This is a genomic window from Stenotrophomonas sp. 169 (assembly GCF_014621775.1).
In the GTDB taxonomy this organism is placed as follows: domain Bacteria; phylum Pseudomonadota; class Gammaproteobacteria; order Xanthomonadales; family Xanthomonadaceae; genus Stenotrophomonas.
Window position 1 is genome coordinate 175,434 of the sequence record NZ_CP061204.1, and the last position, 17,444, is coordinate 192,877.

General features: G+C 65.8%; 5 protein-coding genes. 4 read left to right on the top strand and 1 reads right to left on the bottom strand.

Going from position 1 to position 17,444, the window contains the following annotated elements:
• Positions 1-35: 35 nt before the first annotated feature.
• Positions 36-182 carry a hypothetical protein gene (locus ICJ04_RS00710; RefSeq protein ID WP_188325669.1) on the top strand — a complete coding sequence of 49 codons (147 nt, stop codon included), beginning with the start codon at positions 36-38 and terminating at the stop codon, positions 180-182.
• A 166-nt stretch (positions 183-348) separates the two neighbouring features.
• On the opposite strand, the gene ICJ04_RS00715 is transcribed toward ICJ04_RS00710, so the two are convergent.
• Positions 349-921: an Ax21 family protein gene (locus ICJ04_RS00715; RefSeq protein WP_188327152.1), complete on the bottom strand. Its 573-nt coding sequence runs from the start codon at positions 919-921 to the stop codon at positions 349-351.
• A 360-nt stretch (positions 922-1,281) separates the two neighbouring features.
• Here ICJ04_RS00715 and ICJ04_RS00720 point away from each other — a divergent pair, with 360 nt between their 5' ends.
• The 3 genes from ICJ04_RS00720 to ICJ04_RS00730 are packed head-to-tail and all read left to right on the top strand — an operon-like array spanning position 1,282 to position 17,398.
• Positions 1,282-2,949, top strand: a complete 1,668-nt coding sequence (locus ICJ04_RS00720) for a ShlB/FhaC/HecB family hemolysin secretion/activation protein (RefSeq protein ID WP_188327153.1) — start codon at positions 1,282-1,284, stop codon at positions 2,947-2,949.
• Positions 2,950-2,997: 48 nt separating this feature from the next.
• The gene (locus ICJ04_RS00725; protein WP_188325670.1) at positions 2,998-17,025 is read left to right on the top strand and encodes a hemagglutinin repeat-containing protein; all 14,028 of its coding nucleotides are present in this window, start codon (positions 2,998-3,000) and stop codon (positions 17,023-17,025) included.
• Positions 16,991-17,398 carry a hypothetical protein gene (locus ICJ04_RS00730; RefSeq protein ID WP_223202949.1) on the top strand — a complete coding sequence of 136 codons (408 nt, stop codon included), beginning with the start codon at positions 16,991-16,993 and terminating at the stop codon, positions 17,396-17,398. The genes ICJ04_RS00725 and ICJ04_RS00730 overlap by 35 nt, the downstream gene beginning before the upstream one ends.
• Positions 17,399-17,444: the final 46 nt, after the last annotated feature.

Consider the following 17,444-nt stretch of genomic DNA (forward strand, 5'->3'; position numbering starts at 1 on the left):
CCATCGCCAGTCGCAGCCTGCAGGCATTGCACGGTGTGCTGCAGATACTGCACGCCGCGCAGCGCACCCGTCGCCATGCCGGCCCAGAGCAGCAGCTGGGCGATCACCTGGAAGAGGCACTGTATTTCGCCGGGCGCCAGCTGGCGCAGACCGCGTCCGATGCCCTGCACGGGCGGCGGTAGTTCCACTCGACAGCGCGCCGAACGACTGCTGCACCTCATCGCACAAAAAAAAGAAGCCCGACCAAAAGGCCGGGCTCCGATGGCGTGTGGGAGAGAGAGCACACACCGGTAACGCACCACATTACTATTTTTTCAACAACGTATTACGCACTAACGACAGGCGTTCTTACCAGGTGAAGCGCGGACCCACGAACCACTCGCGGTCGCCGGCCTTGGCCAGCTTCACTTCGCCACTCAGGCCCCAGTTCTGGTTGAACTTGGCGGTGGCGCCGACACGGCCGTAGAACTCGCCGTCCGGATTGATGCCGTGCTTCTTGCTGTAATCCTCGTAACCGGCCAGCGCATACCCTTCAATCATCGGAGTGAACGCGGTGCGCACGCCGACTTCGGTCGAGTAGCCGTTGAAATCCAGGCCGCGCTTCGGATCGAACTTCTGGTACGCGACACGGGCCACCAGGTCGGTGGTCGGCGCGATGCCGTAGTTGTAGCCGACACCCAGGCGCCACTGATCGACGTCAGCATTGGTGCGCTCGGTTTCCTGCGCGGTGTAGTCGCCAAAGATATGGAAGTTCGGGTGTACCGCGACCGAACCCTTGACGCCCCAACCGTCGGCATCGCCGCCGCGGGCATCGGTGTTCACGTAACCACCTTCCACGTAGTTGTACGACAGGCCATCAGCTGCCGATGCCGCGAACGGCATGGCAACGGCGAGGCCCAGAGCGAGCAGCGAATTCTTGATCATCGGGATACACCTGTTTCTAGTTTTGGTAGATCGGACGAGGCTGAAAGGCCGCGTTCGACAGATGTGAATTATCCGTTTGCCAGCGCAATCAATCCTGAATATTGAACTGACTGGTACATAAACGAAGGCCCTGTTCAGGGAACTTGGGCGGATCGTCGCGAGGGGCGTGGTGGTTCCCGATGGAAATCTGCGCATGTAGAGGGATTCCCTGATAGCGGATGTAGCACGTGTCCTATTAAGGTTCGCTCCGGAAAAGGCGCCTTACCGCGCGGAACGACCGAACTCAGGGGACATCGTGTGAAGCAGAACAGGCGTAAGCGCAGCGTGGGACTGCGCCGGGGCGTAGTAGTGGGCGTGATGTTGGCAATGGCCAGCATGGAGGTGGCCGCACAGGCGGTAACGCCGCTGCCGGATCAGGAAATCCTCCGCCAGCAGGACCGCGAACGCGCCCTGCGCGAGCAACAGGAAAACCAGCCCGATGTGCGCCTGCAGACTGCGCCTGATGTCGCGATCGGCCGATTGCCCCCGGAAGAGTCACCCTGCTTCGTCATCAACCACATCGCGCTGGAAGGCGACCAGGCCGAGCGCTTCCGCTGGGCGCTGCGTGCGGCCGACCCCGCTGCCGATCCGGCCAATGGCCGTTGTCTGGGCACGGCTGGCGTGGACATCGTGATGAAGCGGGTGCAGAACGCCATCATCGCGCGCGGCTACGTCACCACCCGCGTACTGGCCGCACCGCAGGATCTGAAGACCGGCGTGCTCACCCTGACGGTCGTGCCCGGGCGCATCCACGCGATCCGCTTCAACGATGAAGGTACGCCCCACCCCGCGTTGTGGAACGCGCTGCCGTCCGGCCCAGGCGACCTGCTCAACCTGCGCGACATCGAACAAGCACTGGAAAACCTGCAACGTGTGCCGACCGCCGCCGTGGATATCCAGATCGCGCCGCCTGCCGAAGGGGCCGCAGCCAAGCCGGGAGAAAGCGATCTACTGATCAGCTGGAAGCAACGTACGAAAGTGCGCGTCAACCTCACCCTGGACGATGCCGGCAGCCGGGCCACCGGCAAGCTGCAGGCCGGTGCCACGCTGTCGTTGGACAATCTGGCCGGGCTGAGTGACCTGTTCTACTTCAATGCGGGCAAGTCCGCATTCAACGGCAGCGACCGTGGTACTGACAGCTGGGCGGCGCACTACAGCGTGCCGCTCGGGCGCTGGCTGCTGGGCGTGAATGCCAGCGACTACGACTACCGGCAGACGGTCGCCGGTGCCTTTGAAACCTACGAATACAGTGGATCCAGCCGCAACGCGGAAATGCGCCTGACGCGCATGCTGTTGCGCAACGCCCATTCCAAGACCAGCGCGTACGCCCGTGGCTGGTACCGCGAATCGGACAACTTCATCGACGACACCGAGATCGAGGTGCAGCGCCGGCGCATGGCGGGCTGGGAGTTCGGCCTGTCGCACAAGCAGTTCATCGGTAACAGCACGCTGGACGCCACGCTGGCCTACCGGCGGGGTACCGGCGCCTTCAACGCCCTGCATGCACCGGAAGAAGCCTTCGGCGAAGGTACCGCTCGCAGCCGCATCCTCACTGCCGACATGCAGCTGCTGGCGCCCTTCCAGTGGGGCCGGCAGAACCTTCGCTACATCGGTAGCTGGCGCGGGCAGTGGAACCGCTCGCTGCTGGTGCCACAGGACCGGCTGTCGATCGGCGGGCGTTACAGCGTGCGTGGTTTTGATGGCGAGCTGACGCTCACTGGTGAACGCGGCTGGGTGCTGCGCAACGAACTGGCCGCTGCGCTGGGCGGCGGCAACGAGGCCTATGTCGCCTTGGACCACGGCCATGTCAGTGGCCCGGCAGTGGCGTGGCAAGTCGGCAACCAGCTGACCGGCATGGCGCTGGGCCTGCGCGGTGGCAGCGCGCACGCGCAGTGGGATGTCTTCGTTGGCAGCCCGTTGCACACCCCGCGCGGCTTCCAGACCGCCTACACCACCTTCGGCATCAACCTCGGCGCGTCTTTCTGACCGCGACGTCCGCCCCCTCTTCAGCGTATTGATCAAGGAAACACCGCGATGAATCGTGTCTACCGTCTGGTCTTCAACCGTACCCTGGGTGTCATGCAGGTCGCATCGGAACTTGCCAAGGGCGCGCGCGGTGGCGCCGATACCGGCGGTGGTGCGGCCATGGCAACACTGCAGCCGATCAGCTTCGCACTATGGGTCGCGTTGGGCTGGGTCGGCATGGTGCAGCCGCTGTCGGCGCAGCAGGCCGGGCAGATCATCGCCGACCCCGGTGCGCCGGCGCATCAGCGTCCTACTGTCCTCACCACGGCCAACGGTACCCCGCAGGTCAACATCACCACCCCCAGCGCAGCCGGCGTGTCGCGCAACAGCTACCGGCAGTTCGATGTCGGCAGCCAAGGCGCGGTTCTCAACAACGCACGCGGCAACGTGCAGACCGAGATCGGCGGCTGGGTGCAGGCCAATCCGTGGCTGGCTACCGGCACCGCACGGGTGATCCTCAACGAGGTCAACAGCAGTGCGCCCAGCCAGCTTCGCGGCTACGTGGAAGTGGCCGGTGACCGTGCCCAGGTAGTGATCGCCAACCCGGCCGGCATCCAGATCGACGGCGCCGGCTTCCTCAATGCCAGCCGGGTCACGCTTACCACAGGCACGCCGGTGATCAGTGGCGGCAGCTTGGACGGTTACCGCGTGCAGGGCGGCCGCATCAGCGTCAGCGGCGCCGGGCTGGACACCAGCCGCGCCGACTACACCGACATCATCACCCGCTCGCTGGACGTCAATGCCGGCATCTGGGCCAACCGCCTGCAGGCCAGTCTGGGTGCCGCCGTCGTCAGTGCCGACCCGTCGAGCGTGGTTGCGCAACCCGCAGACAGCGCGGCGCCGGCGTACGCGCTGGATGTGGGCGCGCTGGGCGGCATGTACGCCAACCGCATCTGGCTGGTCGGCAACGAACACGGCGTTGGCGTGCGCAATGCCGGCCAGATCGGTGCGCAGGCGGGTGAGCTGGTCGTCACCGTGGACGGTCGGCTGGAGAACAGCGGCGCACTGCAATCGCAGCAGGACACCGTACTCACCGCCACCGCCGGCATTGCCAACCAAGGCACCATCAGCGCCGCGCGTGAAGCACGCATCAGCACAGCCGGCGAGGTCGACAACAGCAGCGGCACGCTCAATGCCCGTCGTATCCAGGTAAGTGCAGATACGCTGCGCAACGCCGGCGGTGCGATTGAGCAGGCCGGTACGCAGGCACTCCACGTGCGTGCGGACATCTTGGACAACCGTGCCGGCGGGGTGATCGGCACGGTCGCCACGACACCAGCCGGCGGCAGCAACGGAGCGCCGGGCAGCATCGATCCGGGTACCGGCATCTCACCGGGTAGCGGCACGACGCCGCCCGGGACCGGCACGCCCCCCGGCGCGATAATGCCCCCCACGCAGGGCCTCGCCACGGGCATGCTGGACATCGCCAACCGCTTGGACAACGACGGTGGCCGTATCGACGCAGTGGGCACGCTGGACCTGCAGGTCCGCAGCGGCCTGGACAACAGCGGCGGCAGCTTCGGCGTAGACGCGCTGCATCTGCAAGGCGGTGCGCTGCGCAATGTCGGTGGCACGCTGAATGTCCAAGGCGACGCCACGGTGCAGGCCAGTGAGGTGGACAACAGCGGTGGCCGCCTGAGCGTCAGCCGGGGCTTCGCGCTCGGCGCGCAGACGCTGCGCAACCAGGGCGGGATGATCGCCCATGGCGATACCCGTGCCACGGCGTGGTCGATCACCGGACACCTGGACAACCGCGATGGCAGCATCGCCAGCAACGCCACGGCCTTCGGACTCGCCGCCGGCAGTTTGGTGAATGCCGGCGGCGCGATCACTCACGCCGGTGCGCAAGGGTTGACGCTGCGTGCGGAGACCATCGACGGCAGCGAGGGCGCCATCTCCACGGCCGGTGCGCTCAGCCTCCATGCCGGGACGGTAGACCACCGTGGCGCTGCACTGACCGCTACGCAGATCAGCGTACAGGCCGATGCCTTCGACAACCGGGGCGGTACGGTTGCGTCCACCGGTGAACGTGGGGCCACGCTCAGCGTGCGCGACACCTTGGACAACGGCAACGGCGGTACGTTGGCCAGCAATGGTGATCTGTCCATCGCCGCGGCGACCTTCGGCAATGCCGGCGGCACCGTGCAGCAGGCCGGCAGCGGCCAGCTGCTGATCAATACCGGCACGCTGGACGGCGCCAAGGGCACGCTGCTCAGCAATGGGGCGTTGGCTGTGCGTGGCGACAGCATCGACCTGCGCGATGGCGTCACCTCCGCCCAGCGCATCAACATCATCGGCCGCGATCTGACCACCGCCGGTGGCAAGCTCACCGCCACGGGTACCGACGCTCTCACGCTGATGGCTTCGCGCCGGTTGGACAACAGCGGCGGCACGATCGGCAGCAACGGCGCGCTGGAGGTGCGTGCAGGCTCCCTCCTCAACAACCAGGGCACGCTGATCGCCGCTGGCACCGCCCCCTCCCTGCTGCGCGTCGACGGCACATTCGAGAACCGTGGCGGCACGCTGTCCGTCAACGGTGACACACAGGTGCAGGCCGTCAGCATGGACAACGCCGGCGGCCGGGTTGCCACTGCTGCCGACGCACGCCTTCAGCTCCATGTTGAGGGCCTGCTGGACAACCACAACAGTGGACGCATTGCGTCCGGTGGCGACCTGCAGCTGAGCGCAGCGCAGCTGGACAACCGCGACGGTGCCATCGAGCAGGCCGGTGACGGCGCGTTGGCCATCATCGTGGGCGACCTGCAGGGCGCCGGCGGCACCATCGCCAGCAACGGCGGGCTGGATCTGCAGGGCGGCACGTTGGACCTGCGCAAAGGCGATACCCGCGCACGACGCATCCACGTCGCCGCCGATTCGCTGACCACGGCCGAAGGCTCGCTGTCCTCCAGCGGCGACGACGCCCTGCAGCTGGACATCGCCGACACGCTCAACAACGACGGCGGGACCGTCGCCGCCAACGGCGCACAGCACATCACCGCCGGCGCGCTGTCCAACCGTGGTGGCACGCTCAGCGCGGCCGGCAACGCCGATTCGCGCGTGCAGGTCAGCGCTGCGTTCGACAACAACAACGGCACCGTGGCCGCCAATGCACGCGCGCTGCAGCTCAGTGCAGCCCACCTCGACAATACGCGCGGCAAGATCCTCCATGCGGGCGACCAGGGCTTGCATGTACAGGTCGGCACGCTGGATGGCCAGCACGGCAGCATCGCCACCGCTGGCGCAGTCGCGCTTTCGGCGGGCACAGTGGACCACCGCAACGCCACGATCAGCGCAACGCAGATCACGCTGGACGCAGTGCAGTTCGACAACCGCGGCGGCAGCGTGGTGGCGACGGGGCAGCAGGCCAATGCGCTGCAGGTAGCCGGTGCGCTGGACAACAGTGATGGCGGCACGCTGGCCAGCAATGGCGATCTGTCGATCACCGCCACGACGTTCGGCAATGCCGGCGGTACCGTGCAGCAGGCCGGCAACGGCACGCTGGCGATTACGGCGGCGACGCTGAACGGCGAGGGCGGAACGCTGCTCAGCAACGGCGCGCTGGCCATCAGCGGCAACGCTACCGATCTGCGCGGTGGCACTACATCGGCGCAGCGTATCCAGATCGCCACCGGTGACCTGACCACGGCGGGCGGACAGCTGACCGCACTGGGTACCGACGTGCTCGACCTGCAGGTACGCGGCACGCTGGATAATCGCGCCGGCTCACTGGCCAGCAATGGCGCACTGAGCGTCGGCGCGACCACGCTGCTCAACCAGCGGGGCACGCTGATCGCGGCGGGCGCCGATGCATCGCGCATCGCAGTGCGCCAGCAGCTGGACAACCAGAACGGGTCGATCACCAGCAACGGCGCGGTGCATCTCAGCGCCGGTGTACTGCGCAACGTCGATGGCACCGTGGTGGCCGCCGGCGAAGGCGCGTTGCGTATCGACACTGACACGCTGGACGGCGCGGGCGGCACCCTCGCCAGCAATGGGGCGCTCGACCTGCACGCCGACCACGTGGACCTGGCCAAGGGCAAGACCACGGCCAAGCAGGTGACCGTCACCGCCAACAGCCTGGTGACCGCCGACGGCACGCTGGTATCCACCGGCGACGACGCCATGACGCTGCAGGTGCGCGATACCCTGGACAATGACCGCGGCAGCATCGGTGCCAACGGCGCGCAGCACATCACCGCGGGTACGCTGTCCAACCGCGGCGGCACGCTGAGTTCGGCTGGCAGCGCAGACAGCCAGATCGGCGTAAGCGGCACCTTCGACAACACCCAGGGTACCGTGGCCAGCAATGGGGCCGCACTGGGCCTGCAGTCCGGCAGCCTGATCAACAGCGACGGCACCATCAGCCATGCCGGCAGCAATGGGCTGACCCTCAGCACCGGTGTACTGGACGGCCAGCGCGGCACCATCGCCACGGCCGGCGCCCTGCAGCTCACCGCAGAGCGGATCGACCACCGCAACGCCACCCTCAACGCCACGCAGCTCACGCTGCAGGCGGCGGACGTGGACAACCGCGGTGGCCGCATCGTGGCAACGGGCCAGCAGGCCAATACGGTGGATGTCAGCGGCCTCCTGGACAACGGCGCCGGCGGCACGTTGGCCAGCAATGGCGATCTGTCGATCACCGCCAGCACGCTGGGCAATGCGGGCGGCACCGTGCAGCAGGCCGGTACCGGCCTGCTGGCGATCACGGCCGACACGCTGGACGGCCAGGGCGGCACGTTGCTCAGCAACGGCACGCTGGACCTGCGCGGCGACCACACCGACCTGCGCAATGGCACCACGTCCGCACAGCGTATCCGCATCGCCACCGGTGACCTGACCACCGCTGGCGGCCAGCTGACCGCGCTGGGCGCCGATGTCCTGCAGCTGCAGGTACGTGGCACCTTGGATAACAGCGGTGGCACGCTGGGTGGCAACGGTACGCTGGATCTGCGTGCCGCGCATCTGCTCAACCACAGCGGCACCCTGCAGGCCGCGGGGGACGGCAGTAACCAGCTCACCATCGGCAGCAGCCTGGACAACCGCGACGGCCGCATCCTCACCACGGGCAACGCCACGGTGACGGCTGCAACGCTGGACAACCGGGGCGGCACCGTCAGCACCGCGGGCACCTCCACCCTGACCGTCGACGTGGACGGCGCGCTCGACAACAGCGCCAAGGGCATCCTGTCCAGCGGCGGTGACCTGCGCGTGGCTGCCGCCACCCTGGGCAATCAGGGCGGCAGCATCGAGCACGCCGGCGACGGCACGCTGGACATCGAGGTGACCGCGCTGATGGGCGAGGGGGGACGCATCGTCAGCAACGGTGACCTGCAGCTGCGCGGCGAGACCCTGGACCTGGCCGAAGGCAGCACGGCGGCCAAGCAGGTCAGCATCACCGCCGGCGCGCTCAGTACGGCCGGGGGCACGCTGTCCTCCACCGGCGACGCGGCGATGTCGCTGCAGGTGCGTGAAGCGCTGAACAACGACAACGGTCGCATCGCCGCCAATGGCGCACAGCACATCCAGGCGGGCAGCCTGTCCAACCGCGAGGGCGTGCTCAGCTCGGCCGGCACGGCCGATACCCTTATCGCCGTGGCGGGCGCCTTCGACAATACCGCAGGCACGCTCGCCAGCAATGCCGATGCGCTGGCGCTTTCGTCCGGCAGTCTGGTGAACCAGCACGGTACGATCAGCCACGCTGGACGCGATGGCCTGACCCTCACCACCGGTGCGCTCGATGGCCAGCACGGACAGATCGCCAGCGCAGGTTCCATCACCCTCAGCGCCGGCACGGTCGACCACCGCAATGCCACGCTCAGCGCCGCGCAGATCAACCTGCAGGCCGCCGGCTTCGACAACCGCGCCGGCAGCGTGGTCGCTACCGGGCCACAGGCCAGCAGCCTCACGGTCAGCGGCACGCTGGACAATGGTGCAGGCGGTACGCTGGCCAGCAATGGCGATCTGTCGATCACCGCCAGCACGTTTGGCAATGCCGGCGGTACCGTGCAGCACGCCGGCAGCGGCCTGCTGGCGATCACAGCCAGCCATCTGGCAGGCGAAGGCGGCACCCTGCTCAGCAACGGCACGCTGGAGGTGCGCGGCGACACCACCACGCTGCGCGATGGCACGACCTCCGCGCGACGCATCAGCATCAGCACGGGTGATCTGACCACCGCAGGCGGCACCCTGTCGGCTACCGGCACCGAAGCCCTCAGCCTGGACGTACGCAACCGCTTGGACAACAGCGGCGGCACGCTGGGCAGCAATGGGGCGCTGGATATCCGTGCCGCCGAGCTGCTGAACCACCAGGGCACCCTGCAGGGCGCAGGCACCGGCGGCCACCAGATCATCGCCAGCAATGCGCTGGTCAATCAGGGCGGCCGGATACTCACGGCAGGCGATACCACAGTGCGTGCCGGTACGCTGGACAATCGCAGCGGCACGCTCAACACCGGCGGCACCGCATCACTCACCGTCACCGTGGATGGCCTGATCGACAACACCGCGCAGGGTCTCGTCGCCAGCGGTGGCGATGCACAGATCACCGCGCAGTCGCTGGACAACCAGGGCGGCACGCTGGCGGCGGGCCAATCGCTGGCGCTGACCACCCAGGGCCGGGTCCACAATGACGCCGGGCTGATCCAGGCCAGTGGTGATCTGCAGCTGGCCAGCAGCGGTCTGGGCAACGCTGCTGGCAAGCTGATCGGGGCCTCGGTGGCCGTGGATACGCGTGCAGCGCAGCTGGACAACCGCGGCGGCACCATCGCCAGCCTCGCTGGCCCGCTCAGCGTGCGCAGCGGCGCACTGGATAACACCGCGGGTCTGTTGCAGTCCGCTGGCGCGCTGGACATCGATACGGCCGGGCAGACGCTGATCAATGTGGATTCCAACGGCAACGGCATCGTCAGCAGCGGCGCGCTGGTCATCCGCAGCGGATCGCTGGATAACCGCAACGGTGCGGTATTCGCGCAGCAGGGCGCGCAGATCAACGCGAATGACATCGACAACCGCAGCAACGGCTCGCTGGTCAGCGGTGCCGATCTGACCGTGCGTGCGCAGCAGCTGGACAATGCCGGTGGTGCCATAAAGGCTGCCACCAGCGCAGACATCGCCCTTCAGGGCACGCTGGACAACACGGCCGGGCTGGTCGCCGCTGGCGGCACGCTGCACCTGCAGGCCGGCGCCATCGACAACCGCAACACCTTCACCGCCGCAGATGCTCCTGCGCTGGGGCTGCAGGCCGGTGACCTGCGCTTGACCACCGGCGCGCTGGACAACCGCCAGGGCCAGGTACTGGCCGACAACGCCGTGCTGCAGGTCAACGGCCAACTGGACAACCGCAACGGCCAGGTGTCCACTTCGGGCAATTCGGATATCCGCGCCGACACGATCCTCAACACCGCCGGCACGCTGGCATCGGGCGGCAACCAGCTTATCGATGCGCGCTACCTGAGCGGCGACGGCAAGGTCCTGTCGCAGGGCGATGCCACCTTGACCCTGCGCGAGGGACTGACACACACCGGAGAAATGGCCGCCAACGGCACGTTGTCGCTGGCCATCCAGGGCACCTTGGACAACCACGGCAAGCTGCAGGGCGGCGGCGTGAGCGTGCAGGCCGGGCAGATCGTCAACGCGGCCACTGGCGAAATCACCAGCGTCGGCCTTACCCGGCTGGTTGCCGCGGATGCGCTGGTCAATCGCGGCCTGCTGGATGGCACGGTCAACCACATCACCGCCGCGACGCTGGAAAACCTCGGCAGCGGACGCATCTACGGCGACCACCTGGCCATCCAGGCCGGCACCCTGATCAACCGTGCCGAAACGCTGGATGGCGCCACCAAGGCCGCCACCATCGCCGCCCGCGAACGGCTGGACATCGGTGCGGGCAGCGTCACCAACAGCGGCCAGAGCCTGATCTACAGCGATGGGGATGCCGCCATCGGCGGCGCACTCGACGGCACCCGCGCGGTGGGCAGTGCGCAGAGGGTCGACAACCTCAGCTCGACCATCGAGATCACCGGCAACCTGGACGTCAACGCGCTGGCGGTCAACAACATCCGCGAGAACGTGGTGGTGGAACAGGTGAGCAGCACCGATGCGACCGTGCGCATGGATCAGCCGGGCTGGTTCAGCAACGGCCAGAACGACACCAACAACATCCGCAGCACGTCCAACTATGTCGCCAACGAGATCTATTACCTCAACCCGGCCGACATCCTCGAAGACACGCCTTACATCACCCCCGATGGCTACCAGATCCGCCGGGCGGTGGTCCGGCTGACCGCCAACACCAGTGCGTACTTCTTCGGCCGCGGTGGACTGAACGCCGGCAAGGGCGAGCGCTCGCGCATGGTGATGCAGGACGGCACCGTGGTGCTGTACTACACCAGCCGCCAGGACAACCAGAGCAATCCGGACCAGCTCGGCGCCGGTGCGGAAGATCCGTTCAGGGAAGTGTCGTACATGGAGCCGGGCAAGCCTGCCTTCTCCTACGTCAACGGCATGGACACGCTGAACTATTCGTCCGCCTACGGCACCTGCACCACCACCTGCGTGCAGCTGATCACGTGGGCGCAGTACAGCGATCCGGACCACACGCTGACCAACATGCAGCGGCATCCTTCCAACACGCGGGACAATGAGCAGTATCGTCTTGCCACCCACTCAACCGTGGAAGACGTGGTGCGCTCGGCGGGTGCGGAAGCCACCATCCACGCCGGTGGCAACATGCGCATCACCACAGATGCGCTGCTGAACCAGTACGCGCGCATCGCCGCGGGCGGCAACCTGGACATCGTGGGCCTGAACCGCGACACGTCCAAAGTGGAGAACGTCTTCCAGACGCTGTATCGCACGCATTCCTTCGACAACACCTCCGTGACCTACCGCGAGAATGTGAGTCACTGGAGCAATCCGGACATCTCCGAACAGGTAGGGGTGATCGGCGGCGGCATCACGGCAGGCGGCACGCTTACCGTGGACGTGGGCGACCTGAGCAACCTCAACACTGGCCGTGATGCGCCCAATGTGCAGGACGGCGACAGCGTCGCCAACCTGAACACCCAAGGGCCGGGGGGCGGCGCAGTGGGGCCGGGTGTCGGTCCGGTGCGCGGCCCGGGCCAGGCGCAAGGACAAGGTGCCGACACCGCTGCGGCGCAGGGCCCCTCGTCGGCCACCGCTGCGCAGGGCCAGATCGGCACCGGGCTGCAGGGCCCTGGCCGGCTGGGCGGCAACGGCGCGGAGGGCAGCAACGCACAGGGCCCGGATGCGGTGGCGGCGTTCGATCCGGGGGCCGGCAACGGTGTAACCCCCGGGGTCTCCGGTGCCGATGCCGGGCGTGCCATCGCGACCGGCCCACAGGGCGTGCAGGCGGGCCAACACGCCGGCAGCAGCGGCACAGCCGGCAACAGCGCCCTGGCGCAGACCACGGCGGTGAAGGCCGCAGGCGACGACCCGCGCATGGTGGTGATGACGCCGCCCAATGGCACCGCGCCGGTAGCGAGCCTGTTCAACGTCAATGCCAACCACGGCAGCCATCTGGTCGAGACCGATCCGAAGTTCGCCAGTTATCGCGAATGGCTCAGCTCGGATTACCTGCTGACGCGTGCCGGCTACGACCCAGCCACCCTGCAGAAGCGGCTGGGCGATGGCTTCTATGAGCAGCGGCTGATGCGCGAGCAGATCGGCCAGCTGACCGGACGCCGCTTCCTGGACGGCTACGCCAGCGATGAAGACCAGTACCGCAGCCTGCTGGAAGCCGGTGCCACGGTGGCCTCTGCATGGGGCCTGCGTCCGGGTGTGGCATTGAGCGCCGAACAGATGGCCCAGCTGACCAGTGACATCGTGTGGCTGGTGGAGCAGGACATCACCCTGGCCGATGGCAGCACCACCCGCGCGCTGGTGCCGCAGGTCTACCTGCGGGTGATGCCGGGCGACCTGGACCGCAACGGCACCCTGTTGGCAGGCGCCAACGTGGATATCACGCTGCGCGGTGACCTGGTGAACAACGGGGCCATTGCCGGCCGCCAAGTGGTATCGATCGATGCGGGCAACATCCGCAACATCGGTGGCGCGCAGATCAGTGGCCAGCAGGTGGATCTGCAGGCCACGCAGAACATCGACATCATCGGCAGCACCGTGACCGCCACCGATGCGCTGAGCCTGAAGGCCGGTGGTGACATCACCGTGGCATCCACCCTGCACACGTGGGAAAGCAACGGTGAGCTGTTATCGCAGCGCACGACCACCTTGGACCGGATGGCCGGGCTGTATGTCACCGGCGCGAACGGGCAGGGCATGCTCAGCGTGGATGCCGGTGGCGATGTGAACCTCAAGGGGGCACAGGTCATCAATGCGGGCAGCAACGGACTGACCGTGCTGGCCGCCGCGGGCGACGTCAACATCGCCGCGCTGACCGAACAGCGCAGCGTGGGGCTGGTCCACGACGCCCGCAATTTCAACAACCAAAGCGCGTTGAGCCAGATCGGCTCCAGCGTCAGCGGCGCCGGCCACGTGGTGCTGCAGGCCGGCAACGACATCACCCTGCGTGCCGCGCAGATCAACGCAGGCAAGGCGATGGTGGTGCAGGCGGCAGGAGACATCAACGCACTGGCGGCGATCAACACCGCGTCGGGTGACAGTGGCCACCACAGCCGCAACCACGCCGGTGCCGTGCAGTGGCAGGACCAGCAGGTAGTGGGTACCACGCTCAACGCAGGCAGCGACATCGCCCTGCAGGCCGGCCGGGACATCGTGCTGCAGGCCACCCAGGTGCGCAGTGAAAACGGCGGCATCGCCGCTGCGGCAGGCCGCGATCTGCTGCTGAGCACGGTGGATGAAACCCACACGCTGAGCATCGACCAGCGCGACAAGAAGCGCGGCACGCTGTCCAGCACGACGACCACCACGCACGATGCCTACCGCGACACCTATGCCATCGGCAGTTCGCTGTCCGGCGAGCGCGTGGACCTGGCCGCCGGCCGTGACCTGACCCTGGAAGCGGCCCTGGTGGCGGGCGACCAGGGCGTCAGCCTCACCGCCGGCAATGACATCAACATTCTGGCGGGGCAGAACACCCACAGCGAATCGCACAGCCGTGAGCAGGTCAAGCGCGGCGCGCTCGGCAACGGGGGAATCGGCTTCACGGTGGGCAAGCAGACCACCGGCGATACGATGGACCTGGAGCGCACGCAGCACACCGGCAGCATCGTCGGGTCGTCGGCGGGCCGCGTGGATATCCTGGCGGGCAACAACGTGGATATCGCCGGATCGGACGTGCTGTCGCAGGCCGGTACGTTGATCAGTGGCGAGAACGTGACCATCCGCCACGTGGAAGACAGCGAGACCGTACGGCAGACGCAGTACAGCAAGAGCGGTGGCTTGAACGTCAGCCTGCGCGGGGGAGCGGCCGATGTCGCCACGGCGGTGTACCAGAGTGGCAGGCGCGCAGGGGAGTCCGACGATGACCGCCTGAAGGCGCTGTACGCGGCGAAGGGGGCGCAGACGCTGTTCTCCGGTGGGGCGGGCAGCGGCATGAATGCGATCCGCGATGTGCAGAATCTGGATCCACAGTTGGTGCGCGATGCGGCCGGAAACACGCAGGTGGCTGGCACCGCCGGCATGAGCCTGCGGGTGGGTGTGGGCGGCTCATCGAGCAGCAGCGAGATCAACAGCAGCCAGACCACCGCGCAGGGCAGCCGCATCGCCAGCGAGGGCGACGTGGCGATCGTGGCGCGCAGCGGCGACATCAACGTCACCGGCAGCCATATCCAGGGTGACAACGTGGCCCTGGCCGCCGCCCGCGACCTGGTCCTGAAGAGCGCCGAACAGCGCCAGGAGCAGACCGAGCGCAACAAGGCCAGCAGCGGCGAGATCGGCGTGACCGTGGGCACCGAAGCGGGCCTCGGTGTGTACGTAAGCGCCAGCGCCGCCAAGGGACGCGGCAATGGCAGCAGCACCACGCACGCCGAAACCACGGTGCAGGCCAACAACACGCTGACCCTGGTCAGCGGCCGCGACACCACGCTGGAAGGTGCACAGGCCATCGGCGAGCGGGTGATCGCCAACGTGGGTCGCGACCTGACCCTGACCAGCCAGCAGGACCGCACCGACTACGACCGCAGCGACAAATCCGGTGGCATCGACGCAGCGATCGGTACCGGCGGCGGGCAGGTCAGCGGGTATTACAACCAGCAGAAGATCGACAGCAACTACGTCAGCGTAGAAAAGCAGACCGGCATCCAGGCAGGCGCGGGGGGCTTTGACATCAACGTCGGCGGCCACACGGCCCTGACCGGCGCGGCGATTGCCAGCACGGCCGATCCGTCCAGGAACGTGCTCAGCACGGGCAGCCTGAGCGTGCAGGATCTGCAGAACGAAGCACGCTACAAGGCGACCAGTGCCGGTGTGAGCGCAAGCTCGCAGGGTGGCAATCTGCTGGGCAATGCGGTGGGCGCGGGACTGAACCTGGCGGTGGGGCAGACGGACAACGCCAGCAGCGTAACGGCCAGCGACATCGCGGCCGGGACGGTGGTGGTGCGTGATGGGACCACGGCGGCGCTGGAGGGCATGAGCCGGGATGCTACGGCGCTGCAGCAGGATGGGCTGAAGGCCATCTTCGATGAAAAGAAGGTGGTGGATCGGTTGGAGATGGGGCAGTTGGCGGGGGAGGTGGGGTTCACCGCTGTGGGCGATATCGCGATTGCGATGCAGAACAAGGCTTTGGACAACTACCAGTCCGCACTTACGCAGTTCGACGAAGCGCAGGCGAAGGGGGATCCGGCCGGGATGGCGCAAGCGACGCTTGCAGCGAGCAACGCGAAGCAGGATCTTGCGCGATGGGCAGACGGCAGCCCAGCCAAGACTGCGCTCCATGTTGCAGCCGGCGGACTGCAAGCCGCGTTCGGCGGGGGGAATGCACTGGCCGGAGCGCTTGGCGCAGGCGCCAACGAGGTTGCCGCCGGCAGGTTCGACAGCGAGCTGGTAGGGGCAGGGATTGCCTTGGGTATGGGCATGCTGTCAGGAAGCGGAGGTTCCGGGCTGGCCACGGCAATCAGTGGAACGTCCCACAACAGACTGCTCCATGCATCAGAACAGGATGCAATCAAGAAACTGGTGGGAGAGGGTTACCCGCGCGAACTCTTGAATGCTGTGGCATGCAGTGAAGTGAGGTGCTGGGAAGGCAGCGATCTGGGCGTGATGGCGGAGGTAGTGCAGAAGCAGACTGCTGAAACGATGGCGAGCCTCGATCCGGCGCAGAAAGCAGCGCTGCTGACCAAGCTCAAGCAAGATGCGCCCAACCTGTTTAATTATAGCGTCGGGGACTATCTGGCGGACAACGAGGTTGTGCCCAAGCTGAAGTCGTTTGGCAATCTCGTGCTGGACGTCACGCCGGTGATCGGAGATGGCAAGGGATACTACGAAGCGGAAACACCTTCCGACTACTTCTGGGCGACCGTTGGCCTTCTGCCGCTGGCGGGTGACGCTGTGAAGGGAATTGCGAAGGCGGAGCGGAACGTACTGAAATCTGCTGATTCCGGGCTTCTAAATCATCTAGATCATTCGGCTCTCCAAGGCCCCTACAATCCAAAAGCATATCGATCAGAGCTTGAGGCGGTCTACGGTTCGGCGAATATTGTTTCAACAACAGTGCCGCCAGCCGGAGCGAAGAATGCAAGACTAGCTGGTAAATCACATCCTGTAACGGGCGTCGTCTTCGACAGTCGCGGATTTCCAATATTCGACGATATAACCGCATTTGACGTGAAAATACCTCCCCAAAAATTCTTGTCTGCAAGTTATGAAAATCAAATGAGGCTAGCTACTCAAGAGCTAGCTGGAGCGATACAGGCCGGAGCCGTAAAAGTGGCTGGGTTCACTCCACGTCAGCTTGAGCAAATCAGGAGTGGTTCAAAAAAAATTGAAGGATACACTTGGCACCATCATCAAGAAAGTGGAAGAATGCAGCTGGTCCCAGAAATTGTTCATCAGAAGACTGGACATGTCGGTGGTGAAGCAATCGGAAGTGGAATGTGAAAAAATGAATAAAGATATTTATAGTGATGAAAGATTAGGCTTTGTCATAGCATGCCTATTGTCCCAAGCGATTACGATAGATGAGTTCAATGACTGGGCTGGAAGAGCGCTCCTTCTAGAAGGTGCGCCAAATTTTTTGGTGGATTTGGCGGATTTTCATGAAGCGCCTTTCAAGGTGTATCGGGTAATCGGGTACGTTCCTGATTGGACTTTGGAGAGGTCTGTTGAGCACGCAATAATTGGCATAGCAGTTTCAAGAGGCATCATCCCGTTTGAGATGCCTATAAGTCGAGATGAGGCTTTGGAGAGTATTAGAAGTAATAAATTAGTATGCGATATGTTTTCGATGGAGTTTCCTTTGATAAGGATATAGTGCTATCGCTTTATCTCATTAGAATCAATTTCAAATGAAATACTCA

Coding starts and splice junctions, on each gene's coding strand:
- ICJ04_RS00720 (WP_188327153.1), top strand. CDS start 1,282: ATGTTGGCAATGGCCAGCATGGAGGTGGCCGCACAGGCGGTAACGCCG.
- ICJ04_RS00725 (WP_188325670.1), top strand. CDS start 2,998: ATGAATCGTGTCTACCGTCTGGTCTTCAACCGTACCCTGGGTGTCATG.
- ICJ04_RS00730 (WP_223202949.1), top strand. CDS start 16,991: ATGTCGGTGGTGAAGCAATCGGAAGTGGAATGTGAAAAAATGAATAAA.